Genomic DNA, 24,232 nt, shown 5'->3' with positions numbered 1-24,232 from the left:
CGCGGAGCAAGGGAAAGAAGGAAGCGGAAGGGGCCGCCATGGCCGGTGATCATATGCCTATCCTCCATGGCCTGCATGAGCAGGTGGGCGCCGTGTAATCAGGCCAAGGCCTGGACAGGGACAGCTCCCTAATGGATCAAGGTTATCGGCCCTGGGGATTATTGCGATCTGTCGAACCGGGCAGCGACCTTCCAACACCCAATCTAGGCGCGCTCGAGCCGAACAGCAACCTCTTCGATGCGTTTTGTGACGAGATCGAGTCCGGCGACCACGTCGGCCTGCTCGACGACCGACACCGGAACGACTCCGCGCCCGGCCAGCAGGTCTTGCAGCTCGTCGGCCATCACCAGACAGGTCATCAGCATCATCTGCGCGTCCGACCCGGATTTGCCGCCGCCGGTCAGATGCTTCAGACGGCCATCGACATAGGCGGCCAGTTCGCGCAACCGCCCCTCCTGCCCGTCTTCGCAGAGCATCCGATAGGCGCGTCCGTTGACCTCGATGTCGACCTGGGCCATGGCGTCAGTTCTCCAGCACCTGTTCGAGACGGCCGATGGCGACCTCCAACCGCTGCGACACCGTGTCGGCGGTGGCCTGCGCGGTCGCCCGCTCCGCCCGCGCCGTGTCCAGCGCCTGGCTCAGTTCCTGATGGCGGCGCGTCACGCGGGCTTCGCGCGCCGTCGCCGCGTGCTCCAAACGGTCCACCGCGCGGTTGAGGCGCTCAAGCGCGGCTTTTACGGATTCCATGGGCCAAAGCCTTTGACGAGAGAGCTTTTGACGAAAACCCAAACCATCGCGGACGCCCGCGACGGCGGTTGTCCTCCGCTCGGACGCCTAGAGTTGGGCCGCCCGCCGGGCGACGTCAACACCCAATCATCGCGGTGGGAAGAGACGGAGCGTCGCGCCCTCGGCCCGCCGCCCCGTTTAGAACTGTGGGCGACGGCCCCCTGAAAATCGGCGTTCCGAACCCGGCCCACGCAAGGGCGGGTTCGGAAAACCTGCAAAACCACGCGCCCACCCGTCCAAGCGCCACAAACCGGGAGGTTCGGAAGCGGACGCGTCGCTGTCGATTTCAGACGTTGTTGGCCCCGGCCGTCGGCGTTCCATCGACCGGCGGCTGAGCCTGGTTCACCTGGGACTGCGCCAGTTGAGCGTCGTTCATCGGCGCGTCAACGCCATCGGTCGGCGTTCCATCAACCGGCGGCGGAGCCTGCACCGCCTGGGACTGCGCCAGTTGAGCGTCGTTCACCGGCGCGTCATCGTCATCACCGCCTTCAGAATCGGTGTCATCGTTGTCTTCTGAATCAGCGTCATAGCCACTCTCATCAACAACGGCGTCGGCTCCGGCGTCCAACTCCACCTCCTCGACGGCGACCTCCGGCGCGCCGACGGCGGTCGTGGCGACGACGATCGCCGCAAAAGCGATGTCTTCAAGAATGTGCAGCCATCCCTTCCCGTTTGACTTCGTTGGCGTGTTCACCACGAGGGTGGTGTTCAACGCGCCATCCGCGCCAGGATTCAGATTGAGAAAGCCCAACCCGTTGGAACCGTTGCAATACAACGCGTGGGTGACGCAATCGCCGATAATGCCATAGACGGGTCCAGAGATGCTGCTCTCCAGCTCCTCGCTGCTTCCGGTCGCCGGATTGTAGGCGTACACCACGCCGTTTTCGTCGCTGTTGTCGGACGATCCGATGTAACCGCCGATCAGCAACAGCCCCTGCGGATAGTCGGTCACGCCGGGCATTGCGCAGAAGGTCGCCGAGGTGAACGTCGTCCCACTTGGCGCCGTGACCTGCGTTTGCCAAGGCGCCGTGAACGAGTCCGCGAGCGCCTGCGACGTCTTGATGTTGGCCGCGTTGTAATACTGCAACGTGGTGGCGGTGACGGCGTAGAGACCGTTGGGCGCCGGGGCGATCGCGACCGTGTCGGCGGGGGTGTCGCTCAGGAAGCCGGTTTCCTGCAAATCCGCGCTGAAATACACCAGCCCATTTTGCGTCGAGGTGCACAGCCCGGTGGCCACCGCGTAGGGAGAACCGCTCCCCGTGTTGACCAGGAAAAGCTGGATCTGCCCATTGGGCGCGGAATCATAGACGTTGGTGCTGTTGATCGAGGCGACGGAGGGGATTCCGGTCTCACTGTCGAACGTCACCGTCCAGGTCGACAAATCGCCATTCGAGCCAGCGACGTACAGAACCCCCGTCGGCGGATAGAACATCACGCTGGCCACCGGGCAGTCCAGCGTGATGACCGTGGACATTTGCGAGATGCAATCCGACGTCAAATCGGATGGCGTGGCCTGCGGCGTGAACGAATAAAGAATGACGTGTTTGGCCGTTGATCCGCACAGGAAATAATATGGCGGATCCTGCGTGGCGTTGTTGGTGTTGACCAGGAACGTCAGGCTGGTGTTGGAATCTCCATTGGCGTCAATGCCGGGAACGCATTGATAGCTGTACCCCGGAGTTCCACTCGAATCCGTGCCGTTTTGCAGCTCCACCATCGTCAACCCGTTGGCCCACACGGCGGCGGCAAAAGTATAACCTTCGTACGTTCCTGCACTCGGCGAATAGGTGGTGAGAATTTGGTTGTACGGAAAGCCGTTAGACATGCGTCACCATTTCAAAAATGAGGGATTTTTAGGAGGATTTTTCATCCTTTCAACGCGTGATTTTCGATTTTCTTCTGCGACAATCACGAGCAAGATTGGATTTGTCTCCAAATTTGCTGAACGATTTTTCGCACTAGCAACTCGATGTTGTATAGAGAATTAATACTACTTTTTAAGACAAGTTGAATCAACGCTGCATCTTTTGATATGTTTTATTCGTAATATTTTCTCTCGGATTTTTCATCTGTGGCCGACGCCCGCCGCCATTCCCACCCCGTCAGCCATGCCATACGACGCCCCATTCCCATGTTGACCTAGGGGCGAGGGAGCGGCATGGTGCGCGCGTCTTGTGGAGCCTTGACAGGCGCCCGCAACTCTGTTGTGCCCATCGCGCCTCCCGCGCGGTTGTCGCCCATCGCGCGTCCCACGCGTTCGACCTCAGGAAACCGCCCCGATGTCCGCAGCCTCTTCCGCCCAGCCTTCCCTTCAGACGATGGCGAACGCGATCCGCGCGCTCGCCATGGACGCGGTCGAGGCCGCGAAGTCCGGCCACCCCGGCATGCCGATGGGCATGGCCGACGTCGCGACGGTCCTGTTCACCAAATTCCTGAAGTTCGATCCGAAAACCCCGAACTGGGCCGACCGCGACCGCTTCATCCTGTCCGCCGGTCACGGCTCCGCGCTCATCTACGCGCTGGGCTATCTGACCGGCTATGAGCGGATGACGATCGAGGAGATCAAGCGCTTCCGCCAGTTGGGCAGCCTGACCCCAGGCCACCCGGAGGTCGATCCGTCGCTGGGCATCGAGATGACCACCGGCCCGCTGGGTCAGGGCGTGTCCACCGCCGTCGGCTTCGCGCTGGCCGAGCGGATCACCAACGCCCGCTTTGGCGACGCGCTGGTCGATCACACCACCTACGTCATCGCGTCGGACGGCGATTTGATGGAGGGCGTCAGCCACGAGGCGTGCTCGCTGGCCGGTCATCTGGGGCTGAACCGCCTGATCGTGCTGTGGGACGACAACCACATCTCCATCGACGGCTCGACCGACCTCAGCTTCACCGACGACACCCCGGCGCGCTTCCGCTCCTATGGCTGGAACACGATCTCCGTGGACGGCCACGACATGGCCGCCGTCGAGGCCGCCATCACCCAGGCCCGCGCCTCGACCGACAAGCCGACGCTGATCGCCTGCCGCACCATCATCGGCAAGGGCGCGCCGACCAAGGCGAACACCCATGGCTGCCACGGCTCGCCGCTGGGCGCCGATGAAATCGCCGCGACCCGCGTCGCCATCGACTGGCCGCACGCGCCCTTCGTCGTTCCCGACGATGTTCTGTCGGCCTGGCGCGCCGCCGGCGCCCGCAGCGCCGACGCGCTCGCCGCCTGGACCGCCCGCCTGAACGCGCAGGATTCCGCCACGCAAGCCGCCTTCGCGCAGGCCGTCAGCCGTGGCGTTCCCGCCGCGCTGAACGACGCCATCGTCGCCTTCAAGGCCAAAATCAGCGCCGACAAGCCGAGCTGGGCCACCCGCGTCGCCTCGGGCAACACGCTGGACATCCTGGTTCCGTTGATCCCGGAGATGGTCGGCGGCTCCGCCGACCTGACGCCGTCGAACAACACCAAGGCCAAGGGCAGCGTCGACGTGAAGGGCCGGGGCGAATTCGCCGGTCAGTATGTCCGCTATGGCGTGCGCGAGCATGGCATGGCCACGCTGATGAACGGCATGGCGCTGCATGGCGGCGTCATTCCCTACGGCGGCACCTTCATGCAGTTCGCCGATTACTGCCGCCCGGCGATCCGTCTGGCCGCGCTGATGAAGCAGCGCTCCATCTTCGTGATGACGCACGACTCCATTGGTCTGGGCGAAGACGGCCCGACCCACCAGCCGGTCGAGCATCTGGCAGCCCTGCGCGCCATCCCCAACCTGCTGGTTCTGCGCCCCGGCGACGCGGTGGAAACCGCCGAATGCTGGCAGATCGCGCTGGAGCGGGTGAACGGCCCGTCGGTGCTGGCGCTGACCCGTCAGAACGTTCCGACCCTGCGCACCGAGCACACGGCGGAAAACCGCAGCGCGCGCGGCGCCTATGTTCTGGCCGAGGCCGAGGGCGACCGCAAGGCGACCATCCTCGCCACCGGCTCCGAGGTGTCGTTGGCGATGGAGGCCCGCGCGGCGCTCCAGGCCGACGGGATCGGGACCGCCGTGGTGTCGATGCCGAGCTGGGAGCTGTTCGCCGAGCAGGATTCGGCCTATCAGGCGGCGGTTCTGGGCGACGGCGTGCGCGTCGGCGTCGAGGCGGCGATCCGGCTGGGCTGGGACCGCTGGCTGGGCAGCGACGGGGTGTTCATCGGCATGGCCGGTTTCGGCGAGTCGGCCCCCTATCAAGAGCTTTACAAGCACTTCGGCATCACCGCCGAAGCGGTCACAGCCGCCGTCAAGGCGCGTCTCTGAGAAAAAGCGGCGGCGGCGCCCGGCATCCAAAGGGCGCCGTCAATTTTCATATTGGAGGAAGACATGGCTGTTCGGGTAGCGATCAACGGTTTTGGCCGCATCGGCCGTCTGGTTCTGCGGGCCATCTATGAGAGCGGCCGCAAGGACGTCGAGGTCGTGGCGATCAACGACCTCGCCGACCTCAAGGCCAACGCCCATCTGCTGAAGTATGACAGCGTCCATGGCCGTTTCCCCGGCACCATCGAGACCCGCGACGGCGTTCTGATCGTCAACGGCCACGAGATCAAGGTCGTGCAGGAGCGTGACCCGGCCAAGCTGCCCTGGAAGGATCTGGGCGTCCAGGTCGCCATGGAATGCTCGGGCATCTTCACCAAGCGCGACGCCGCCGCCAAGCATCTGGAAGCGGGCGCCGAGAAGGTGCTGATCTCCGCCCCGGCCACCGACGAAGACATCACGGTCGTCTATGGCGTCAACCATGACCAGTTGAAGGCGGAGCACCGCATCGTCTCCAACGCCTCCTGCACCACCAACTGCCTGGCGCCGGTCGCCTTCGTGCTCGACAACCTCGTCGGCATCGAACACGGCTTCATGACCACCATCCACTCCTACACCGGCGACCAGCGCATTGTGGACACCAACCACAGCGACCTGCACCGCGCCCGCGCCGCCGCGCTGAACATGATCCCGACCTCGACCGGCGCCGCCAAGGCCGTCGGCAAGGTTCTGCCGGGCCTGAAGGGCAAGCTGGACGGCACCGCCATCCGCGTGCCGACCCCGAACGTCTCGGTCGTCGATTTCAAGTTCAACTCCAAGCGCGCCACCACGGTGGAGGAGATCACCAAGGCGATCTCCGACGCCGCCAACGGCCCGCTGAAGGGCATCCTGGGCGCCTACACGGAAGCGCTGGTGTCGACCGACTTCAACCATGATCCGCACAGCTCGATCTTCGCGCTGAACGAGACCAAGGTGATCGGCGGCAACTTCGTCCGCATCATGACCTGGTACGACAATGAGTGGGGCTTCTCGAACCGCATGAGCGACACCGCCGTCGCCATGGTCAACGCGAAGTAACCGCTTACCGGCTCGCCGGATTGAGAAAAGGGCGCTTCCCTGATGGGGAGCGCCCTTTTTGTTTGTGTGGAGGATGTGGTGGGGGTTGCTTGCCCCCTCCCTAACCCTCCCCCGCTTTGCGGGAGAGGGAGACAGGAGCTTTGTCGGGCTTCAGCCTTGTCCCCTCTCCCGCAAAGCGGGGGAGGGTTAGGGAGGGGGCAGAGCGCGCCAGCCCCTGTCCGATCAGGCCGCGCGCACGGTGTTGAGGAAGCTGCTGACCTGACTCTTCAGCCCGTCGGCCTGCCCGCTGAGCTTGCCCAGCGCGTCCACCAACTCGCGCGCCGTCCGCCCGCTTTGGTCCGACGCCACGGTGACGCCCGCGATGCTGCTCGACACCTCGCCGGTTCCGGCGGCGGCCTGCTGGACGCTACGGGAAATTTCGGCGGTGGCGGCGTTCTGCTCCTCGACCGCCGCCGAAATTGCCGTGGCGATGTTGCTCAGCCGGTCGATCACGGCGGCGACGCGCTGGATTTCCATCACCGCCTGTCCGGTCACGGATTGGATGCCGCTCATCTGTCCGCCGATTTCATCGGTGGCCTTGGCGGTCTGGTTGGCCAGCGCCTTGACCTCCGACGCCACCACGGCGAAGCCCTTGCCAGCCTCGCCAGCCCGCGCCGCTTCGATGGTGGCGTTCAGCGCCAACAGGTTGGTTTGCCCGGCGATGGAGTTGATAAGGCCGACCACGGCGCCGATCTTGTCCACCGCGTCGGCCAAGCTGCCGATTCGGTTGTTGGCCTGCTGGGCCAAGCCGACCGCTTCCTCGGCCACCCGGCTGGCTTCCGTCACCTGCTGACCAATCTCAACAATCGAGCTGCTGAGTTGCTGCGAGGCCGCCGCCACCGTCTGCACGTTGGCCGCCGTGGTGTCGCTGGCCATCGCGACAACGCTCGCCAGATGGTTGGTCTGGTCGGCCGCCTGCGACATGGCGCGGACCTTCTGTTCCAATTCGCTGGTCGTCGCCGTCACCGCTTGAATCATGCCGCCGACCGATCCTTCAAAACCATGGGCCAGCCGGTCCATCGACTGACGCTTGTCCTGTTCGGCGCGCTGGGTCACGGCGACCTGTTCGGCTTCCAAACGGCGGCGGGCCTCGGCGTTTTCCTTGAAGACCTGCACCGCGCGGCCCATGTCGCCCAACTCGTCCTGGCGCGTGGTCTCCGGCACGGCGACCGACAGGTCCCCCTGCGCCAGCGTCCCCATCGCGGCGGCCAAACGGCGCACGCGGGTGCTGATGCCGTTGCCGACCAGCGCGATCAGAACGATCACCGGCAGCGCCAGCAGCGCGACCACGCCCATGACCTTGACGAGGTTCTCGTTGAACCGCGCGTCGAGATCGTCGATGTAGACGCCCGTGCCGATTTCAAGCTGCCACGGTTCGAAGAACTTCACAAAGCTGAGCTTGGGCAAAGGAATGTCGGAGTTTGGCTTCGGATACATGTATTCGACGAAGCCCTGCCCCTTGTTGCGGGCGGTGTCCACCAGATTGCGGACGAAATAGACCCCGTTGGAATCCTTGTTGTCGCGCTGGTCCTTGCCGATTACGTCGGGACGGAACGGGTGGATGACCGTCTGGTATTGGAGATTTTGGACAAAGATGTAATCTTTGCCGTTGTAAAGCATCGTGTTTACGTTGGCCTTGTAACGTTCAAAGGCCTGTTCCTTTGTCAACCGCCCGGCTTTGACCTCGGCGTCATAGCCAGTGGCCAAACCATGGGCGATTTCAACGACATGCTGGAGAGAGGCCTTGCGGTCCTGAAGCATGCTTTGCTTGTTCAGCCACAAGCCCGCCGCCGCGATGCTGATGGACGCGACGCTCGCCAACGCGACCAACGCCCAGAGCTTGGCCCGCAAGGTTAGTTTTGTTCCGCTCATGGCGTCCCCCTTTGATTCTCATTTCAGGGGAGGCAAGCAAACGGAATGCCAATCTTGCGGCCTGCCAAACAATGCGTTTCAGAAACGAAACATCACCAAACCGCAGGCGTCGGACCATTTTCCGCCCGCTTTGGGCTTCGGGACATGTTGCGTGTTGCAAAGACTGAACAATTCAATCGCAAAGGGCTTTGCAAAACGCGAATCCGGTCAGCCGAATCCGGTCAGCCGTCGCGCTGGTTGGACACGCCCGTCGCCCGGCTCAGGCATTCGGCGATCCAGGCGGTCACGCTCTTGCCTTCCCGTTCGGCGCAGGTGGCGATGGCCCGGTGCAGCATGGGATTCACGCGGATGGCGAGTTGGCCGGAAAAGGGCTGGTTGACCTCCCCCCCCATGTCGCACGACAACTCAAGATAATCCTCGACCGCCCGATGGAAGGCGTCCTTCAGCTCGTCCACCGACCGCCCGGAAAAACCGATGCCGTCATGGGTGTTGATGACCTCGCCGACGAACAATCCCGCCTCGTTGTCGAAGTCGATCTGGGCCTTGTAACCCTTGTATTCCATCATGCCGGTGTTCCTGAAAGGGCGATTCCAAAAATCACAGGCTGCGAACGCCGCCATGTCCTCTGTCCCCAACCATAACCCTGGACTGTTCGACGGTGGTTTGACCTGCCTCAATTTTCACAACCGAAGGGAATAGCGCGAAACGCTGTGGAACCAAACGACGCCGGGCCAACCAGCGCGCTCGGGCCAATCCGCGCCCTATGCCGTGGCAAAAGGCCGCCTTAGGCCGGTCGGCCCGTTGCAAAGCGGCGCTGTCTGGGCTAAGACGGCGCCATTTACAGAAAACGCCCCAGGGGAAGAGCCACAATGAAGCTCACGCGCCGCGTCAAAGACATCCTCGCCAATTACGAGAGCGACAATCCCGGCACCAAGGCGAACCTCGCCCGCATCCTGATGGAAGGCAAGCTTGGCGGCACCGGCAAGCTGGTGATTCTGCCGGTCGACCAGGGCTTCGAGCATGGTCCGGCTCGCAGCTTCGCGCCGAACGATCCGGGTTACGACCCGCACTATCACTACCAGCTCGCCATCGACGCGGGCTGCAACGCCTACGCCGCCCCCCTGGGTTCGTTGGAGGCTGGCGCCAGCACCTTTGCCGGTTCGATCCCGCTGATCTTGAAGATGAACAGCGCGAACAGCCTGTCCACCCAGAAGGAAGCCGCCGACCAGGCCGTGACCGCCTCGGTCCAGGACGCCCTGCGCATCGGCGCGTCGGCCATCGGCTTCACCATCTACCCCGGCTCCGACTGCATGTACGACCAGTATGAGGAGTTCCGCGAGCTGTCGAAGGAGGCCAAATCCTATGGCCTCGCCACCGTTCTGTGGTCCTACCCGCGCGGCGGCGCCGTCACCAAGGACGGTGAACTGGCGATCGACGTGATCGGCTACGCCGCCCACATGGCGGCCCTGCTCGGCGCCCACATCATCAAGGTCAAGCTGCCGTCGGCGCATCTGGAACAGGCCGAGGCCAAGAAGGTCTATGAGGCCAAGCAGATCGCCATCGGCACCCAGGCCGAGCGTGTGAAGCACATCATGCAGTGCGCCTTCAACGGCCGCCGCATCGTGGTCTTCTCCGGCGGCGCCACCAAGGGCGAGGACGCGGTGTTCGACGACGCCCGCGCCATCCGCGACGGCGGCGGCAACGGCTCGATCATCGGCCGCAACGCCTTCCAGCGCCCGCGCGACGAGGCGTTGAAGCTGCTCGACCGGATCATGAAGATCTATCAGGGCAAGGAGTAATCCTTGGCCAAGGGCAAGCCGTCCCAGGCGGAGACATCCGCCTGCCGACTGTACCTCGTGACGCCGCCGGTCCTGGAACCGGCGGCGTTCGCGCCGCGTTTGATCGACGCGCTGGACGCGGGCGACGTCGCCTGTCTTCAGCTTCGTCTCAAAAATTGCTCGGACGACGACGTGCGCCGGGCCTGCGACGTCCTGCGCCCGATCGCGCAAGACCGCGACGTCGCCTTCATCCTGAACGATCACCCCCGTCTGGCCCGCGAGATGGGCTGCGACGGCGTCCATGTCGGCCAGACCGACACGCCGTACCGCGACGCGCGCAAGATCATGGGGGCCGACGCCATTGTCGGCGTGACCTGCCATGACAGCCGCCATCTCGCCATGGTCGCGGCGGAGGAAGGGGCCGATTACGTCGCCTTCGGCGCGTTCTTCCCCACCGCCACCAAAATCGCCGAACACCACGCCGAACCTGAGATTCTGCATTGGTGGTCGGAGTTGATGGAGGTTCCCTGCGTCGCCATCGGCGGAATCACGGCGGCCAATTGCGCCCCGCTGGTGACGGCGGGCGCGGATTTCCTGGCGGTGGTCAGCGCCGTTTGGGATCACTCCGACGGGCCGGGCGCGGGCGTGAGGGCGTTGCACGCCGCCATCGCCGCCGCGCCAAAGGTTTGGACGACGATCACCGAAACCGACGAGGCCGACGCCGATTGATCGTCGGCGTCGCGACGGAACGACCATGGATTTTCTGACGCCCGAGACTTTGGGCCTGTTGTTCGCGGTCGGTCTGCTGGCGGGCTTCGTCGATTCCATCGCTGGCGGCGGCGGCCTGCTGGCGATTCCCGCCCTGCTCGCCGCCGGGTTGCCGCCCGCCGAAACGCTGGCGACCGGCAAGCTGCAATCGAGCTTTGGCGCTCTGTCCGCCACCATCAAGTTCGTCCAACGCGGCGAGGTCAACCCGCGCGCCATGCTGCCGATGATCGCCTGCACCTTCGTCGGCGCGGCGGCGGGGGCGACGGTCGTTCAGATGCTGAATCCCAGCTTCATGCGCGACGTGATTCCGATCCTGCTGATCGGCATCGCCGTGTATCTGCTCCTGTCGCCCAAGGCGGGCGATCTCGACGCCCACCAGCGCATCGGCGAGCACGCCTTCGCCCTGTCCATCGGCACCGGAATCGGCTTTTACGACGGGTTTTTCGGGCCGGGAACCGGCACCTTCTTCGCCATCGCCTTCGTCTCCCTGCTCGGCCATAATTTCCGCCGGGCCACCGCCCACACCAAGGTGCTGAACCTGACCAGCAACCTCGCCGCCCTGCTGTTCTTCATCCTCGGCGGGCATGTGGTGTGGATCGTCGGCCTTCTGATGGGGGCCGGTCAGTACATTGGCGCGCAGCTTGGCGCCCATATGGTCATCCGCAACGGGGCGCGAATCGTGCGCCCTATGCTTGTCACCGCGTCCATCGCCATCACCGTGAAGTTGGTGTGGACGGATGAAAGCAACATTTTACGCGTGGCTTTCGCCTCCCTGCTCGGCTGGTTCGTGTAAAAAATTCTCTGTTCTGGCCCTCCGCCAGATTTTGCAACGCAACAACGTTGCGAAAAAGCCTCTCTCTTTGAAAAAATCAAACCGTTTGAACGAAGATCGCTTGGCAAAGGCCAACGGTCGGCGCGACCCTTTGTACGTTCGATCAATTAATCTCCTGCGCGCTATTTACCTATGCGTCAGTTTGTGTATCATAGCGTCAACAACACAATCTGGGGAAGGAACTATGTCTCCTATGACGCTGAAAGCCCGTCTTCTGACCGCCGCCGCCGCCGCCGCCATTGCCGTGGCCGCTCCGATCGCCGCTCCGTCCTCCGTTCTGGCCGCAGGTTTTGCGCTGAAGGAACAGAGCGTTTCTGGCCAGGGAACCGCCTATGCCGGCGTCACGGCGGGTGGCAACGGCGACGCCAGCGCCATGTTCTACAACCCGGCGACCATGGGGTTGATTTCCGGAAACCAGATTGTGCAAACCGCGTCGGGCGTCATGGTCAGCGCGAAGGTCGAAGACGCCCGCGCCACCCGCGCCACCCGCCTCGGCGGTTCATCGATTTCCGGCAATTCGACGCCCGGCGACATCGCGCAGGACGCGGTCGTGCCCGCCGGGTATTTCGTCTATTCGGTCAATGATGATCTGAAGCTGGGCTTGTCGGCCAACGGACCCTGGGGTCTCGTCACCAATTACGGCGACAACTGGATTGGCCGCTATCACGGCATCCGGTCCGATCTGAAGACCTACAATTTCACCCCGACGGTGTCCTATCGGATCAACCCGATGTTCACGGTCGGCGGCGGCGTGCAAATCCAGTACGCCAAGGCCAAGCTGTCGCAGGCGTCCGATTTCGGCGCGAGCCGACTCGGTCGTCCCGGCACGCTGGACGTCACCAGCGACGTGACCGGCGATGATTGGGGCTGGGGCTTCACCCTTGGCGCGCTGATTCAGCCGACCACCAGCACCCGCGTCGGTCTGGCGTACCGCTCCGCCGTCAAGCACACGCTGACCGGCACCGTGTCCTTCACCGGCCTGCCCGCGTCGCTGGCCTCGGCACTGCCGACCCAGGGCGCCCGCGCCGATATGACCACGCCCGACATCGCCTCCATCGGCTTGTATCAGGAGATCACCGACCGTTGGGCGGTGATGGCCGATGTGCAGTGGACCAACTGGTCGCGCTTCAAGGAACTGCGCGTCAACGTCAACAATCCGGCGCTGAACTCCCTGACGGAGGAAAATTGGAAGGACACGTGGTACTACGCGCTCGGCACCTCCTATAAGGTCAACGACGACCTGACCCTGCGGGGCGGCGTCGCCTTTGACAAAGGGGCCGTGGACGTCGAAACCCGGACGCCGCGCATCCCCGAGCAGAACCGCTATTGGCTGTCGGTCGGCGCGGGGTATCGCCTGACCGAATCGTTGCAGGTCGACGCCGCCTACTCGCATGTTTTCATCCCCAGCACGTCGGTCCATCTGACGGATGATCTGACCGGCGCCGAAGCCGGGCGCGGCAATCTGTCGGCCAACTACAAGAGCAGCATCGACATCATCGGCCTTCAGGCCCGCTTGTCCTTCTGACCGGGTCTGGATCACCGCCAAAGAAAACGCCGCCGGAGCAACCCGGCGGCGTTTTTTATTTTACGACGCGCGCCAAAAATCAGCGGAAGCCGTATTTCTTCACAATCTCGGCAAACTCGCCGCTCGCCCGCAATTGCGACAGCCCCTTGGCGAAATCGGCGACCCGCCGCTCATAGCCAGCCTTGTTCTTGGCGAAGCCGTTGAACATCGGAATTTTCGAAATCGGCGGCTCCAACCACACCACGCTCGCCCTGCTCTCCGGCATATGCCCGGCGATCAGATCGTCGCTCACCCCTTTGTCAACCAGGGCCAGATCAACCCGGCCCGCGATCAATTTTTTCAAATTGGTCAGATCGTCGTTCGCCTCGTCCGTCGTCAAACCAGCCTCAACAAAACTGGCCGGGTTGGCGTAACCGCGCACGGTTCCGATCCGGTAGGGCTTCAACTCGCTGAGCGCCTTGTAGCTGATGTTGCGATCCTTCAGCGCCACCAGACCGATTTCATTGTCCAGGATGGGATCGGAGTAAACGAGAAAACGCTCCCGCTCCGCCGAATGCCACACGCCAAGCAAGCCATCATAGGTCCCCTTCTCCACCTCGGACACGGCGCGCGCCCAGGGGAGGAACTCAACGGTCACATCATAGCCGACCTTTTTGAAGGCCGCCGCCGTGATGGCGGACACCACGCCCTTTTCGGGAAGCGACGCCGCGTAATAAGGCGGGTATTCGGTCGTCACCAGAGTGACGGTGTCCGCCGAGGCGGCGGACATGAAACACCCCATTCCCAAACAGAACGACACGACGTTGCGCAGCATTGGAACCCCTCCGGTGTCAGAAGACAATCGCGCTGACAAACGTTTCAACCGCTTGAGCGTGACCGGGATTCGTTAAGCATTTGTTGCAAAAAGGAGTCTTTCACCGCGCCTCATCGGCCCGAAACGGCGTCCGCCACTGGCAACCACAGCACCTGATTGATGTCGTCGGCCCCGGCGCACAGCATCGCCAGCCGGTCAAAGCCCATGGCGATGCCGCTGCTTTCCGGCATGCCATGGGCCAAAGCGGCGAGGAAATCCTCGTCCACCGGAAAACGCTCGCCGTAAATCCGTTCCTTCAAATCCATGTCGGCTTCAAAGCGGGCGCGCTGGACCGCCGCGTCGGTCAATTCGCCAAAGGCGTTGGCCAGCTCCAAACCACAGGCGTACAGCTCGAACCGCTCGGCCAGACGCGGGTTGTCGGGCTTGGGCCGCGACAGCGCCGCCATGCACAGCGGGTAGTCGGTCAACACGCAGGGAACGTCGGCGCCCAGATGCGGCTCGACCCGCTCGAACATGATGCGGAACACGATGTCCTCCCAACGGTCGCCCGCGTGGGGCGGAACGCCGATCCGCGCCGCCTCCGCCGCCAAAGCCGTCGGATCAGGATCGTGGGTTCCGTCATAGGCCGCCATCAGGTCGATTCCGGCATACTCAAAAAAGGCGTCGGGGACCGTCAAAATCCGCCAGTCGGCGAAGGGATCGCAGGTCATGCCGCGAAAGGCGAAACGCTCGCGTCCAGCGGCCCGCGCCGCGCCGCGCACCAACTCCTGGCAATCGCCGATGAGCGCGCGGTAGCCCTCCCCCGCCCGATACCATTCCAGCATGGAGAATTCCGGGGCGTGCGTGCCCGACCGCTCGCCGTTGCGGTAGACATGGGCCAACTGCCACAGGCGCGGCACCCCGGCCACCAGCAGCTTTTTCATGGCGAATTCCGGGCTGGTGTGCAGATACAGCCGCCGCTGGTCGTCCGGGTGCGGGCCATGCAGATCGGTGGCGAAGGCCTGGAGATGCGGCTCCATCCCCGGCGACACCTGCAAGGCCGGGGTGTCGACCTCGACAAAATCCCGCTCGCCGAAAAAGCGACGCGCCGCGCCCAGCGCCCGCCCCCGCGCGGCCAGAAACGGCGCCCGACGGGCAAAGTCATCGGGGTGCCAGGACGGGAGTACGGGCGACGCGGAGGGCATGACGATCATCCGAGTTGGGCAGGGAACAGGCGGATTGGCCGCGCATCTGAGCATCGAGTCGCCCAAATCACAAGCAAAGGCGTCGGAAACCGTTGCGCGGCGTTGCCTAAGACGGGGCAAGCTGCTAGGGTCCGCGCCGCCCGCATCTTGGAAATTATGAGTATACCATGAAGGTCAACGCCAACACGATGCGCCCCGGCCATGTGCTGGAGCACAACGGCAAGCTCTGGGTCATCACCAAAACCGCCATCGTCCAGCCCGGCAAGGGCGGCGCCTTCATCCAGCTTGAAATGAAGGACGTGCGCACCGGCACCAAGTCGATCGATCGGTTCCGCACCCAAGAGACGGTTGAGCGCGCTCGCCTGGACGAGCATGAAATGACCTTTCTGTTCGCCGAAGGTGACAGCTTCACCTTCATGGACAAGGAAACTTTCGAGCAGGTCACGATCAACCGTGAATTGATCGGCGACCCCGCCGTCTATCTGCAAGACGGCATGGAAGTCGTCGTGCAGACGCACGAAGGCAGCCCGCTGGGCGTCGAAATCCCCGGCAAGGTCACACTGACCATCGTCGAAGCCGACCCGGTGGTGAAGGGGCAGACCGCCTCCTCCTCCTACAAGCCGGCCAAGCTGGAAAACGGCGTGTCGGTTCTGGTTCCGCCGCACATCGACGCGGGCACCCGCATCGTCGTCGACACCGCGACCAGCGAATACATCGAACGCGCCAAGGACTGATCCTCTTTTCGGTTTGTCCTGATCCACCGGCTCTCGCCTTCCGCGAGGGCCGGTGTATTCTTTTTCAGTCCCCGCACAGCATGGTACACGCATCCTCATGGCCACCCGCTCCGCTCTCATCAACGTGATGGTCCGCGCCGCTGAAAAAGCGGCCAAAGGTCTCGTTCGCGACTTCGGCGAGGTCGAACACCTCCAGGTGTCGCGCAAGGGTCCGGCGGACTTCGTGTCCAACGCCGACATCAAGGCCGAAAAAATTCTGCGCGAAGAGTTGCAGAAGGCGCGGCCCGAATTCGGATTCCTGATGGAAGAAAGCGGCGTCTCCAAGGGCAGCGACGCCACCGCCCGTTGGATCGTCGATCCGCTGGACGGGACCACGAATTTCCTGCACGGCCTGCCCCACTGGGCGATCTCCATCGCGCTCGAAAAGAGCGGCGAGATCGTCGCCGGTGTGGTGTATGAGCCGATTGGCGATCAGATGTTCTGGGCCGAAAAGGGCCAGGGCACCTTCGTCAACCACCAGCGCCTGCGCGTGTCGGAACGCCGCCGTCTGGAAGATTGCCTGCTGGCCACCGGCATTCCCTTCAAGGGCCGGGGCGATCACGCCGGGTTCCTGGGCGAAGCGGAAGCGGTGATGAAGGAGGTGGCGGGCATCCGCCGCTTCGGGTCCGCCGCGCTGGATCTGGCCTATGTCGCGGCTGGTCGCTTTGACGGCTATTGGGAACGTGGGCTGGCCCCGTGGGATTGCGCCGCCGGCGCCCTGATGGTCACGGAAGCGGGTGGTTTCGTTGGTGAAATCGGCGGCGGGCGCAACCCGGTGTTCGGCGGCAGCATTCTGGCCACCAACTCCCACCTTCAGGTGCCGGTGTCGCGCCTGTTGAAGGCGGCGGCGGACAAGCGCGGCGAGACCGCCAAGGCCTAACTCTGACCTTTGTCCGGTCGAACAACCAGCCCCGGCGCCGCAAGAGCGTTGTCGCGTGAAGCGACGATGCGCTATGGTTCCGGGGTCTTTTGGGAAGCGTGGAAGCACCGCCTTGGACCGTTGGGGAATGTCCGACCGCATGAGCCGTTCAAACCCGACGGGTGTTCGCCGGGCTGTGGCGCTGTGCGCCCTGTCCGTCATCGTTCTGACTCTCCCGGCGCTGTCGCCCGCCGACGCCGCCACCCCGGCCCAGCCGGTCGCGGCTCCGGCGAAATTGTCGTTGGAAAACGCCACGCCGCTGACGGTGCCGAACCGCCCGTCCCTCGGCACGCCCCCCAAGGTGAAGGCGCCGCCGCGTTTCGTCTCGCCGATTCCCTTTGAACCACCGGCCTTGCCCGCGTTGGTCGAAGGACCGGCCAAACCAACCCCTCGCCCAACGCAAACGGCCAAAGTCGCGCCGACGCCCGCCCCGACGGCGCAGGCGCCAAGCACGCCGGTTCTGGCTCCTTCGCCTTCCACCTCCGCGACGGCTGGGCCTTCGGCCATCAGCCCACCCACGCAAACCGCAGCGCTGCCCCCGACAAGCGCCACACCGCCCGCCACCGTGGCCACCCCGCCCGCCAGCGCGCTCAGCCTTGTGTTCGACGGCGCGGCGCCCGCGTTGCCGGAGGCGGCGGACGGCTTGGTGGACGACATCCTCAAACGCCTGCGCGCCAGCGACACCGCGCGGCTGCAATTGCGCTCTTACGCCAGCGGCACGGCGGAAACGGCGCGCGAAGCCCGGCAATTGTCGCTGGCCCGCGCGCTGAGTTTGCGCGAACGTCTCACCGCCTTTGGCGTCCGCAGCAGCCGCATCGACGTGCGCGCGCTGGGCCTCGACACCCTGACCGGCGGCCCTTCCGACCGCATCGACATCGAGTTTCTGAACGAGTAGACGCGGCGCTCCGGCGCGCGCAACGAGAGGCCCGATGAGCGCCATCGCCCCGAACCGACCCCTGGAGGTCGCCACCCCGATGACACGTCCTGAGCGGTTTCTCACCCGGATGATCCTGTTCCTGGTGGTCGTCGTCATCGTCTGCGCCCTGTTGTTCCCGGCGCTGCGCGCCGCCTTCCTGAACAACGCGCCCCTGAACGGCGTGATTCTCGCCACGCTTCTGGCGGGCGTCGCCTTCATCTTCCGCCAAGTTCTGATGCTGCGGCCCGAAGTGGCGTGGCTGGAAAAATACCAGAGCGGCGCGCCGCCCGCCGGGCTGCAAGAGCCGGTGTTGCTGGCCCCGATGGCCCGGATGCTGGGCGAACGGCGCGGGCGGTTGACGTTGTCGGCGCTGTCGATGCGCTCCCTGCTCGACGGCATCGCCTCGCGCCTGGACGAATCGCGGGAGCTGTCGCGCTACCTGATCGGGCTTTTGATTTTCCTGGGCCTGCTCGGCACCTTTTGGGGGCTGCTGCACACGGTGCAGTCGGTCGGCGGCGTCATCGGCAGCCTGTCGGTCAACGGCGGCGACGTCGGCGCCATGTTCGGCAATCTGCAAAAGGGGTTGGAAGCGCCGCTGGTCGGCATGGGAACCGCCTTCAGCTCCTCTCTGTTCGGTTTGGCCGGGTCGCTGGTTCTGGGCTTTCTGGAGCTTCAGGCCAGCCAAGCGCACAACCGCTTTTTCCAGGATTTGGAAGACTGGCTATCCAGCGCCACCCGCCTGTCGAGCGGCGGCGCGGGCGGGTTGGAGGTTGGCGAGCAGTCGGTCCCGGCCTATCTCCAAGCCTTGCTGGAGCAGACGGCGGAAAATCTCGATTCCCTGCAACGCACCGTCGCCAGCGCCGAGGAAGGGCGCCGTTCCGCCAACGCCAATCTGATGGCGCTGACCGAACGGATCTCCTCCCTGACCGACCATATGCGGGCGGAGCAGCAGCTTTTGCTGCGGCTGGGCGAAAGCCAGTTGGACATGAAGGCGCTGCTGGAGCGCGTCGCCGAATCCACCGTCGGCGGGTTTGACGACGCCTCGCGCCAGCATCTGCGCAACATGGACATCTATCTGGCCCGGATGGTCGAGGAATCGGCGGTGGGCCGGGTTCAGTCCGTGCAGGAAATTCGCAGCGAGATCAAGCTGTTGGCCCGCACCATCGCCGCGTTGGCCGAAGAGGCGGAGTCGCAGCCGCGTTAAAGCGCGGCCCCCTCCCCACCCAAAAGCGCCCTGTCTCGGATTAAGGACCACCCATGGCCAGCATCAGCCGCCGCAACAGCCACCGGGACGCCAACGCATGGCCCGGCTGGGTGGACGCGCTGTCGTCGCTCGTCATGGTGGTGATTTTCCTGCTGATGGTCTTCGTCGTCGCCCAATTCTATCTGGCGGCGACCCTGACCGGGCGGGACGAGCAGTTGGTGGCGCTGAACCGCAAGGTCGCGGAAATCAACGACATGCTGGCGTTGGAGCGCGACGCCAACGCCGATCTGCGCGTCAACATCGCTCAGTTGTCCTCAGAGCTGCAATCCTCCGTCATCCGGCGCGACGACATGACGCTCGCCATGGGCAAGCTTCAGGAGGACCGCGACCGCGCCGCCCGCACGCTGGACGAGTTGCAGCGCGCCGTTCGGGTGGATCGCGAAAGCTATGAGCTGAAGCTGAAGGAGATCATCAGCCTCCAGAACGACCTGAAGGCGCTGCGCGAGGCGCGGGAAAAGCTGGAAGGCGATCTGGCCGCCGCCGCCGCCATCATCCGGTTGGCCAAGGAGCAACAGCTCAGCCAAACGACGGAATTGAACGCCAGCCGCGACCAAGCCAAGACTCTGGAAAGCCAGCTCGCCGCCGCTCTGGCCGCCGCCAAATTGACCGACGGCCAACGTCAAGCGCTGATGGCCGATTTGGACAAGGCCAACGACCGGGCCAAGAGTCTCGACAGCCGCCTCCTCGCCGCGCTGGCCGCCGCCAAACTGGCCGACGAGCAACGGCAGAGCCTGACCACCGACCTGACAGCCACCCGTGAGCGCGCCAAGAGCCTCGACAGCCAACTCGCCGCCGCCCTGGCCGCCGCCAAACTGACCGAGACGCAGCGGCAAGCCCTGCTTGCCGAGTTGGGCAGCCTGCGCGACCGCTCGAAAGCGTTGGAAACGCAACTCGCCACCGCCGCCGAGCGGACCATGCTGGCGCAAAAGGACATCGACCAGCGCGACATCCGCGTCAAGGATCTGCTGAGCGCGCTGGCGGGCGAACAGGCCGAAGGCGGCAAGAGCCGCCAGCAGGTGGAGGCGCTGAACCAACAGCTTCTGGCGCTGCGCGACCAGTTGGCCCGCGTCGCCGCCATCCTCGACGCCTCGGAAAAGACCTCGACTGAGCAGAAGGTGCAGATCGCCGATTTGGGATCGCGGCTCAATCAGGCCTTGGCCGCCAAGGTTCAGGATTTGGCCCGCTATCGGTCGGAGTTTTTTGGCCGTGTGCGCGAGGCGTTGGGCAACCGCCCGGACGTGCGGGTCGTCGGCGACCGCTTTGTTTTCCAATCCGAACTGCTGTTCCCCTCCGGCTCGTCCAATCTGGAAGAAGGCGGCAAGCAGCGGCTGGCCGAACTGGCCCACACCCTGATCGAGGTCGGCAAGGTCATTCCCTCGGACATCAATTGGGTGCTGCGCGTCGATGGCCACACCGACGTGCGCCCGGTTCGCCTGCAATTCTCGTCAAACTGGGAATTGTCGTCGGCCCGCGCCATCTCCGTGGTGAAATATTTGATCGACCAGGGCATTCCCGCCGAACGTCTGGCCGCGACCGGGTTCGGCGAGTTTCAACCGCTCGACCCCGGCGTGACGGACGAGGCGATGGCCCGCAACCGCCGCATCGAAATCAAGCTCGACCAACGCTGAGCCGGAAGACTCACGGCTCCCGACCCGCCACCACCGCCATGGCGACCACGCGCGCCTGAATCAATTCGGCGCAACGACGGATCAGATTTTCTCCAGCATAAACGGCCCAGCCGCTGCGAAGGCCGTCTTCTTCATACTGAAGCTCAACTCGACAACGGCCCTGCTCGACCGCGTAGGAATAGGGCGTTTCTTTCGTCCAGGTGGGTGCGTTTGACATTTTATCACCATTAGCCGATACCACGCACACGTAAGGATGCTCGAAATCGGTTAATGGTTCGTTAAGCTGACAATGGGGACATCAACCAAAAGACAGACCTAACCTCATCCTTTGGTCTTGTCGTCAGCCTCGCCATTCCTCATGCAGGACGGCGTACAGAACATGGTCGCGCCATGTCCCATCAATGCGCAAATAGCCACGGGCGTAGCCTTCGTGGGTGAAGCCCACCTTCTCCAGCACCCCACGACTGGGCGCGTTGGTCGGCAGGCAGGCGGCCTCGACCCGGTGCAAACCCAACTGGCCAAAGGAGAAATCCAAGACCAGCCGGGCGCCGCCGGAGACGAACCCGCGCCGGGCGTAGCGCTGCCCCACCCAATAGCCCAGCGTGCCCATCTGGGCGACGCCGCGTCGGATGTTGGTCAGGCCAAGCCCACCGACCATGGCGTCGGTGCGGCGGTCGAAAATCAGAAAGCTGTACCCCTCGTCGTCGCGCCATTCCTGGGCCTGCCGCCGCAAACGGCGACCGAAGGCGCTGCGGGTCAGCGCGTCGGCGGGCCAGGTTGGCTCCCACGGGGTGAGGAAGGCGCGGGATTCATCGCGCAACTCCGCCCACTCCCGCCAATCGCGCGGCAAGGGCGGGCGGATGTAGCAGGAGGGGCCGTCCAACCGCATGGCGGGCGGGCTGATGAGGCCACTGCCAAGCAGACGAATCATAAGGCCCCCCACCACCCCATCCAGCGCCCCTCCCAATCAGGCCAGACGCGCCGCGATGCGGTCATAGGACTCCAGCCGGTCAATCGGCCCAAGCGCCGCCACCGTCGGCGGGCTGGCGCGCAAGCGCTTGGCCGCCGCGATGACCGTCTCGCGGTCCACCCCGTCGATCTTGCGGACGATCTCCTCGACCGGGATCGGGCGGTCGTAGATCAGCAATTGCTGCCCCAACTGTTCGCAGCGCGACATGGTGCTTTCCAGCGCCATCAGCGTTCCGGCCTTCAACTGGGCGCGGGCGCGGGCCACCTCATCCTCGGTCACATCCTCGCCGACCTTGGCGAGTTCGTCGCAGATGACCGGAACCAGCTCCGCCACCTCGTCCTCGCCGGTCCCGGCGTAGACGCCGAACAGGCCGCCGTCGTGGTAGCCGCCGGTGAAGGTGTAGATGGAATAGACCAACCCGCGCTTCTCCCGCACCTCCTGGAACAGGCGGGACGACATGCCGCCGCCCAGCAGGGTGGACAGCACCGAATGGGCGTAGAAATCGGGGTCGTGCACCCCCACCCCGTCAAAGCCGAGGACGAAATGCATCTGCTCCAGATCGCGCGCCTCGCGGAAATCGCCGCCCTTGTAGACCGCCGTTTCCGGCGCGGGCGGGGCCTCGCTCGACAGGTGGCCGAAGGCCTTGAACGCCATGTCGACCAGCCGGTCATGCTCGATCCGGCCCGCCGCCGACAGCACCATGCCGGGCGCGCCGTAATGGCCGCCGATGTAATCGACCAGCGCCTCGCGCGGCAGGCTGGCGACGATGTCCGACGCGCCCAGAACCGGGCGGCCCAGCGCCTGATTCGGATAGGCGGTGGCCTGGAAATGGTCGAAAATGATGTCGTCGGGGGTGTCGGCGCTCTGGCCGATCTCCTGCAACACCACCGTGCGCTCACGCGCCAACTCGTCGGCGTCCAGCGCCGAGTGCTGGATCATGTCGGCCAGGATGTCGAGCGCCAGCCCGGAATCCTCGTGCAGAACCTTGGCGTAATAGGCCGTCTGCTCGCGGGTCGTGTAGGCGTTCAGTTGACCGCCGACATTCTCGATCTCTTCGGAAATTCGGAAGGCCGAACGGCGCTCCGTTCCCTTGAACAGCATATGCTCGACAAGGTGGGCCACGCCGTTGACGCTGGCCGCCTCGTTGCGGGTTCCCACCCCGACCCAGCAGCCAAGCGAAACGGACTGCACGTCGGGCATGGTGTCGGTTGCGACGCGCAGCCCGTTGGGCAGTGTCGTCACACGAATGGAACTCATGCGGCCTCCTGGGCGGCGCGGGCGTGGGACACGACGAATTGCTGAACGACGCCCAAATCGTTGGGCAGATCGGTCAACCGTTCCTCACGCTCGTAAAGGTCGGAAAGGCGCGGCGGCAGCGGCGGCCGATGGCCGCTCGCCTTCTCCACCGCGTCGGGGAATTTGGCGGCGTGGGCGGTGGCGAGCACCACCATCGGGATCGCCGGATCAAGCGGATCGGCCTTCGCCGCCGCGACGCCAACCGCCGTGTGGGGGTCGAGCAGATAGCCGCTCTCCTCCCAGGTCGCGGCGATGGTCGCCATGGTGCCGTCCTCGTCCACCCGATGGCCGGAGAAAATCGTCAGCGCCTTGGCCAGTTGGGCCTCGGTGACGACGAACTTGCCCTCCGCGCGGAAAGCATTCAGCGCGGCGGTCACGGCGTCGCCGTCGCGGTCGAGCAGGTCGAACAGCAACCGTTCGAAGTTGGAAGAGATTTGGATGTCCATGCTGGGACTAAAGGTAGGCACAACCGGCGCGGCGGCCATGGTCCCGCTGGCGAAAAAGCGCGCCAGAATGTCGTTGGAGTTCGATCCGACCACCAGCTTCTCAATCGGCAGCCCCATCGCCCGCGCGCCATAGGCGGCGTAGACGTTGCCGAAATTGCCGGTGGGCACGGTGAAGGCGATCTTGCGGTCGGGCGCGCCCAGCGCGACGGCGGCGGTGAAGTAATAGACGATCTGGGCCATGATGCGCGCCCAGTTGATCGAATTGACCGCCGACAGCCCCATCTTGTCGCGGAAGGCGCCGTCGTTGAACATCGCCTTCACCAGATCCTGACAATCGTCGAAGGTGCCGTCCAAGGCGATGTTGTGGACGTTCGACGACAGCACGCTGGTCATCTGGCGGCGCTGCACCTCCGACGTGCGGCCCTTCGGGTGCATGATGAAGATGTCGATGTTCTGGCGATCGCGGCAGGCCTCGATGGCCGCCGACCCGGTGTCGCCGGAGGTCGCGCCGACGATGGTCACGCGCTCGCCCCGCTTGGCGAGAACATGGTCGAACAGACGGCCCAGCAGTTGCAGCGCCACATCCTTGAAGGCCAGCGTCGGGCCGTGGAACAGTTCCAACACCCAGGTGCGCTGGTCGAGTTGGACCAGCGGCGTGACGGCGCTGTGGTCGAAGCTGGCGTAGGCGTCCTGAACAAGGGCGCGGAACTCGTCCTCGGCGATGGCGCCGCCCAGGAAGGGCAGCATCACCCGAACGGCGATTTCGCTGTAGGGCAGACCACGCAGCGCGCGGATGTCCTCCGCCGAAAATTGCGGCCAAGTCTGCGGCACATACAACCCGCCGTCGCGGGCCAGCCCGGCCAGGAGAACGTCTTCAAACCCAAGGACCGGGGCCGCGCCCCGCGTGCTGACGTACTGCACCGCTTCCAACTCCGTCCGATGAGGAGGGCATAGTTAGCGCTCCCCCTCCCCCGGCGCAAGGGGCGCGCGCAACGCCCCGTCCTGCGTCTGGCTAATGATTCTCCGGCTTTGGCCGTGTTGACAACCGTCCTTGCCCGGTATCTCGTTGGTCGC

The 24,232-nt window shown here is 64.6% G+C and carries 22 protein-coding genes and 1 other RNA gene; 11 read left to right on the top strand and 12 right to left on the bottom strand.

Features of this window, described 5'->3' with window-relative positions; all coding sequences use genetic code 11:
- Positions 1-26: 26 nt before the first annotated feature.
- The 4 genes from ssrS to D3877_RS03370 all read right to left on the bottom strand — a co-directional run bounded on the left by ssrS (position 27) and on the right by D3877_RS03370 (position 2,611).
- Positions 27-190: non-coding RNA, 6S RNA (gene ssrS / locus D3877_RS03385), on the bottom strand.
- A 13-nt stretch (positions 191-203) separates the two neighbouring features.
- Positions 204-518 carry a cell division protein ZapA gene (locus tag D3877_RS03380; protein ID WP_119829341.1) on the bottom strand — a complete coding sequence of 105 codons (315 nt, stop codon included), beginning with the start codon at positions 516-518 and terminating at the stop codon, positions 204-206.
- Between the two features lie 4 nt (positions 519-522).
- Entirely contained in the window at positions 523-747 is a 225-nt protein-coding gene (locus D3877_RS03375; RefSeq protein ID WP_119829340.1) for a hypothetical protein, read from the bottom strand.
- Between the two features lie 325 nt (positions 748-1,072).
- Positions 1,073-2,611: a hypothetical protein gene (locus tag D3877_RS03370; RefSeq protein ID WP_147395081.1), complete on the bottom strand. Its 1,539-nt coding sequence runs from the start codon at positions 2,609-2,611 to the stop codon at positions 1,073-1,075.
- Positions 2,612-3,065: 454 nt separating this feature from the next.
- Between D3877_RS03370 and tkt the strand changes: the two genes are divergently transcribed.
- Together tkt and gap are read left to right on the top strand one after the other, a co-directional pair.
- The gene (tkt, locus tag D3877_RS03365) at positions 3,066-5,063 is read left to right on the top strand and encodes a transketolase (RefSeq protein ID WP_119829338.1); all 1,998 of its coding nucleotides are present in this window, start codon (positions 3,066-3,068) and stop codon (positions 5,061-5,063) included.
- Between the two features lie 63 nt (positions 5,064-5,126).
- Positions 5,127-6,134, top strand: coding sequence for a type I glyceraldehyde-3-phosphate dehydrogenase (gene gap, locus D3877_RS03360; protein ID WP_119829337.1), 1,008 nt, complete (start codon positions 5,127-5,129; stop codon positions 6,132-6,134).
- A 222-nt stretch (positions 6,135-6,356) separates the two neighbouring features.
- On the opposite strand, the gene D3877_RS03355 is transcribed toward gap, so the two are convergent.
- Together D3877_RS03355 and D3877_RS03350 are read right to left on the bottom strand one after the other, a co-directional pair.
- Complete coding sequence (locus D3877_RS03355) at positions 6,357-8,045, bottom strand: methyl-accepting chemotaxis protein (RefSeq protein WP_119829336.1); 1,689 nt, start codon at positions 8,043-8,045, stop codon at positions 6,357-6,359.
- A 221-nt stretch (positions 8,046-8,266) separates the two neighbouring features.
- The gene (locus tag D3877_RS03350; protein ID WP_119829335.1) at positions 8,267-8,611 is read right to left on the bottom strand and encodes a type II toxin-antitoxin system HicB family antitoxin; all 345 of its coding nucleotides are present in this window, start codon (positions 8,609-8,611) and stop codon (positions 8,267-8,269) included.
- A gap of 303 nt (positions 8,612-8,914) precedes the next feature.
- On the opposite strand from D3877_RS03350, the gene D3877_RS03345 reads away from it, so the two are divergent.
- The 4 genes from D3877_RS03345 (at position 8,915) to D3877_RS03330 (ending at position 12,948) form a co-directional block, all read left to right on the top strand.
- Positions 8,915-9,844 (top strand): class I fructose-bisphosphate aldolase, encoded by a 930-nt coding sequence (locus D3877_RS03345; RefSeq protein ID WP_119829334.1) that lies wholly within the window; start codon positions 8,915-8,917, stop codon positions 9,842-9,844.
- Between the two features lie 3 nt (positions 9,845-9,847).
- Positions 9,848-10,552, top strand: coding sequence for a thiamine phosphate synthase (thiE, locus tag D3877_RS03340; protein WP_119829333.1), 705 nt, complete (start codon positions 9,848-9,850; stop codon positions 10,550-10,552).
- 25 nt (positions 10,553-10,577) lie between these two features.
- Complete coding sequence (locus D3877_RS03335) at positions 10,578-11,384, top strand: TSUP family transporter (protein WP_119829332.1); 807 nt, start codon at positions 10,578-10,580, stop codon at positions 11,382-11,384.
- 232 nt (positions 11,385-11,616) lie between these two features.
- Positions 11,617-12,948 (top strand): OmpP1/FadL family transporter, encoded by a 1,332-nt coding sequence (locus D3877_RS03330; RefSeq protein ID WP_238474709.1) that lies wholly within the window; start codon positions 11,617-11,619, stop codon positions 12,946-12,948.
- Positions 12,949-13,027: 79 nt separating this feature from the next.
- Here D3877_RS03330 and D3877_RS03325 read toward each other — a convergent pair whose 3' ends face one another.
- Together D3877_RS03325 and epmA are read right to left on the bottom strand one after the other, a co-directional pair.
- Positions 13,028-13,717 carry a substrate-binding periplasmic protein gene (locus D3877_RS03325; RefSeq protein ID WP_158599777.1) on the bottom strand — a complete coding sequence of 230 codons (690 nt, stop codon included), beginning with the start codon at positions 13,715-13,717 and terminating at the stop codon, positions 13,028-13,030.
- A 155-nt stretch (positions 13,718-13,872) separates the two neighbouring features.
- Positions 13,873-14,946 (bottom strand): EF-P lysine aminoacylase EpmA, encoded by a 1,074-nt coding sequence (gene epmA / locus D3877_RS03320; protein ID WP_119830755.1) that lies wholly within the window; start codon positions 14,944-14,946, stop codon positions 13,873-13,875.
- Between the two features lie 167 nt (positions 14,947-15,113).
- Between epmA and efp the strand changes: the two genes are divergently transcribed.
- The 5 genes from efp to D3877_RS03295 all read left to right on the top strand — a co-directional run bounded on the left by efp (position 15,114) and on the right by D3877_RS03295 (position 20,446).
- Entirely contained in the window at positions 15,114-15,680 is a 567-nt protein-coding gene (gene efp / locus D3877_RS03315) for an elongation factor P (RefSeq protein WP_119829329.1), read from the top strand.
- A 97-nt stretch (positions 15,681-15,777) separates the two neighbouring features.
- Positions 15,778-16,599, top strand: a complete 822-nt coding sequence (locus D3877_RS03310; protein ID WP_119829328.1) for an inositol monophosphatase family protein — start codon at positions 15,778-15,780, stop codon at positions 16,597-16,599.
- A gap of 139 nt (positions 16,600-16,738) precedes the next feature.
- Positions 16,739-17,533 (top strand): OmpA family protein, encoded by a 795-nt coding sequence (locus tag D3877_RS03305; RefSeq protein ID WP_119830754.1) that lies wholly within the window; start codon positions 16,739-16,741, stop codon positions 17,531-17,533.
- A 34-nt stretch (positions 17,534-17,567) separates the two neighbouring features.
- Positions 17,568-18,758: a flagellar motor protein MotA gene (locus D3877_RS03300; protein ID WP_119829327.1), complete on the top strand. Its 1,191-nt coding sequence runs from the start codon at positions 17,568-17,570 to the stop codon at positions 18,756-18,758.
- Between the two features lie 53 nt (positions 18,759-18,811).
- Positions 18,812-20,446, top strand: a complete 1,635-nt coding sequence (locus D3877_RS03295) for a peptidoglycan -binding protein (RefSeq protein WP_119829326.1) — start codon at positions 18,812-18,814, stop codon at positions 20,444-20,446.
- A 10-nt stretch (positions 20,447-20,456) separates the two neighbouring features.
- Here the strand turns inward: D3877_RS03295 and D3877_RS03290 are convergent, their stop codons facing one another.
- From D3877_RS03290 to thrC, 4 genes are all read right to left on the bottom strand, one after another.
- Complete coding sequence (locus D3877_RS03290) at positions 20,457-20,663, bottom strand: hypothetical protein (protein WP_119829325.1); 207 nt, start codon at positions 20,661-20,663, stop codon at positions 20,457-20,459.
- 123 nt (positions 20,664-20,786) lie between these two features.
- Entirely contained in the window at positions 20,787-21,377 is a 591-nt protein-coding gene (locus tag D3877_RS03285) for a GNAT family N-acetyltransferase (RefSeq protein ID WP_119829324.1), read from the bottom strand.
- Between the two features lie 36 nt (positions 21,378-21,413).
- Entirely contained in the window at positions 21,414-22,673 is a 1,260-nt protein-coding gene (locus tag D3877_RS03280) for a M16 family metallopeptidase (RefSeq protein WP_119829323.1), read from the bottom strand.
- Positions 22,670-24,079, bottom strand: coding sequence for a threonine synthase (gene thrC, locus D3877_RS03275; protein ID WP_119830753.1), 1,410 nt, complete (start codon positions 24,077-24,079; stop codon positions 22,670-22,672). The genes D3877_RS03280 and thrC overlap by 4 nt, the downstream gene beginning before the upstream one ends.
- Positions 24,080-24,232: the final 153 nt, after the last annotated feature.

The sequence above is a fragment of the Azospirillum cavernae genome (assembly GCF_003590795.1).
Taxonomy (GTDB): domain Bacteria; phylum Pseudomonadota; class Alphaproteobacteria; order Azospirillales; family Azospirillaceae; genus Azospirillum; species Azospirillum cavernae.
This window is presented reverse-complemented; position numbering and strand designations above follow the sequence as displayed.

Coding starts and splice junctions, on each gene's coding strand:
- D3877_RS03380 (WP_119829341.1), bottom strand. CDS start 518: ATGGCCCAGGTCGACATCGAGGTCAACGGACGCGCCTATCGGATGCTC.
- D3877_RS03375 (WP_119829340.1), bottom strand. CDS start 747: ATGGAATCCGTAAAAGCCGCGCTTGAGCGCCTCAACCGCGCGGTGGAC.
- D3877_RS03370 (WP_147395081.1), bottom strand. CDS start 2,611: ATGTCTAACGGCTTTCCGTACAACCAAATTCTCACCACCTATTCGCCG.
- tkt (WP_119829338.1), top strand. CDS start 3,066: ATGTCCGCAGCCTCTTCCGCCCAGCCTTCCCTTCAGACGATGGCGAAC.
- gap (WP_119829337.1), top strand. CDS start 5,127: ATGGCTGTTCGGGTAGCGATCAACGGTTTTGGCCGCATCGGCCGTCTG.
- D3877_RS03355 (WP_119829336.1), bottom strand. CDS start 8,045: ATGAGCGGAACAAAACTAACCTTGCGGGCCAAGCTCTGGGCGTTGGTC.
- D3877_RS03350 (WP_119829335.1), bottom strand. CDS start 8,611: ATGATGGAATACAAGGGTTACAAGGCCCAGATCGACTTCGACAACGAG.
- D3877_RS03345 (WP_119829334.1), top strand. CDS start 8,915: ATGAAGCTCACGCGCCGCGTCAAAGACATCCTCGCCAATTACGAGAGC.
- D3877_RS03335 (WP_119829332.1), top strand. CDS start 10,578: ATGGATTTTCTGACGCCCGAGACTTTGGGCCTGTTGTTCGCGGTCGGT.
- D3877_RS03330 (WP_238474709.1), top strand. CDS start 11,617: ATGACGCTGAAAGCCCGTCTTCTGACCGCCGCCGCCGCCGCCGCCATT.
- D3877_RS03325 (WP_158599777.1), bottom strand. CDS start 13,717: ATGTCCGCCGCCTCGGCGGACACCGTCACTCTGGTGACGACCGAATAC.
- epmA (WP_119830755.1), bottom strand. CDS start 14,946: ATGCCCTCCGCGTCGCCCGTACTCCCGTCCTGGCACCCCGATGACTTT.
- efp (WP_119829329.1), top strand. CDS start 15,114: ATGAAGGTCAACGCCAACACGATGCGCCCCGGCCATGTGCTGGAGCAC.
- D3877_RS03310 (WP_119829328.1), top strand. CDS start 15,778: ATGGCCACCCGCTCCGCTCTCATCAACGTGATGGTCCGCGCCGCTGAA.
- D3877_RS03305 (WP_119830754.1), top strand. CDS start 16,739: ATGAGCCGTTCAAACCCGACGGGTGTTCGCCGGGCTGTGGCGCTGTGC.
- D3877_RS03300 (WP_119829327.1), top strand. CDS start 17,568: ATGAGCGCCATCGCCCCGAACCGACCCCTGGAGGTCGCCACCCCGATG.
- D3877_RS03295 (WP_119829326.1), top strand. CDS start 18,812: ATGGCCAGCATCAGCCGCCGCAACAGCCACCGGGACGCCAACGCATGG.
- D3877_RS03290 (WP_119829325.1), bottom strand. CDS start 20,663: ATGTCAAACGCACCCACCTGGACGAAAGAAACGCCCTATTCCTACGCG.
- D3877_RS03285 (WP_119829324.1), bottom strand. CDS start 21,377: ATGATTCGTCTGCTTGGCAGTGGCCTCATCAGCCCGCCCGCCATGCGG.
- D3877_RS03280 (WP_119829323.1), bottom strand. CDS start 22,673: ATGAGTTCCATTCGTGTGACGACACTGCCCAACGGGCTGCGCGTCGCA.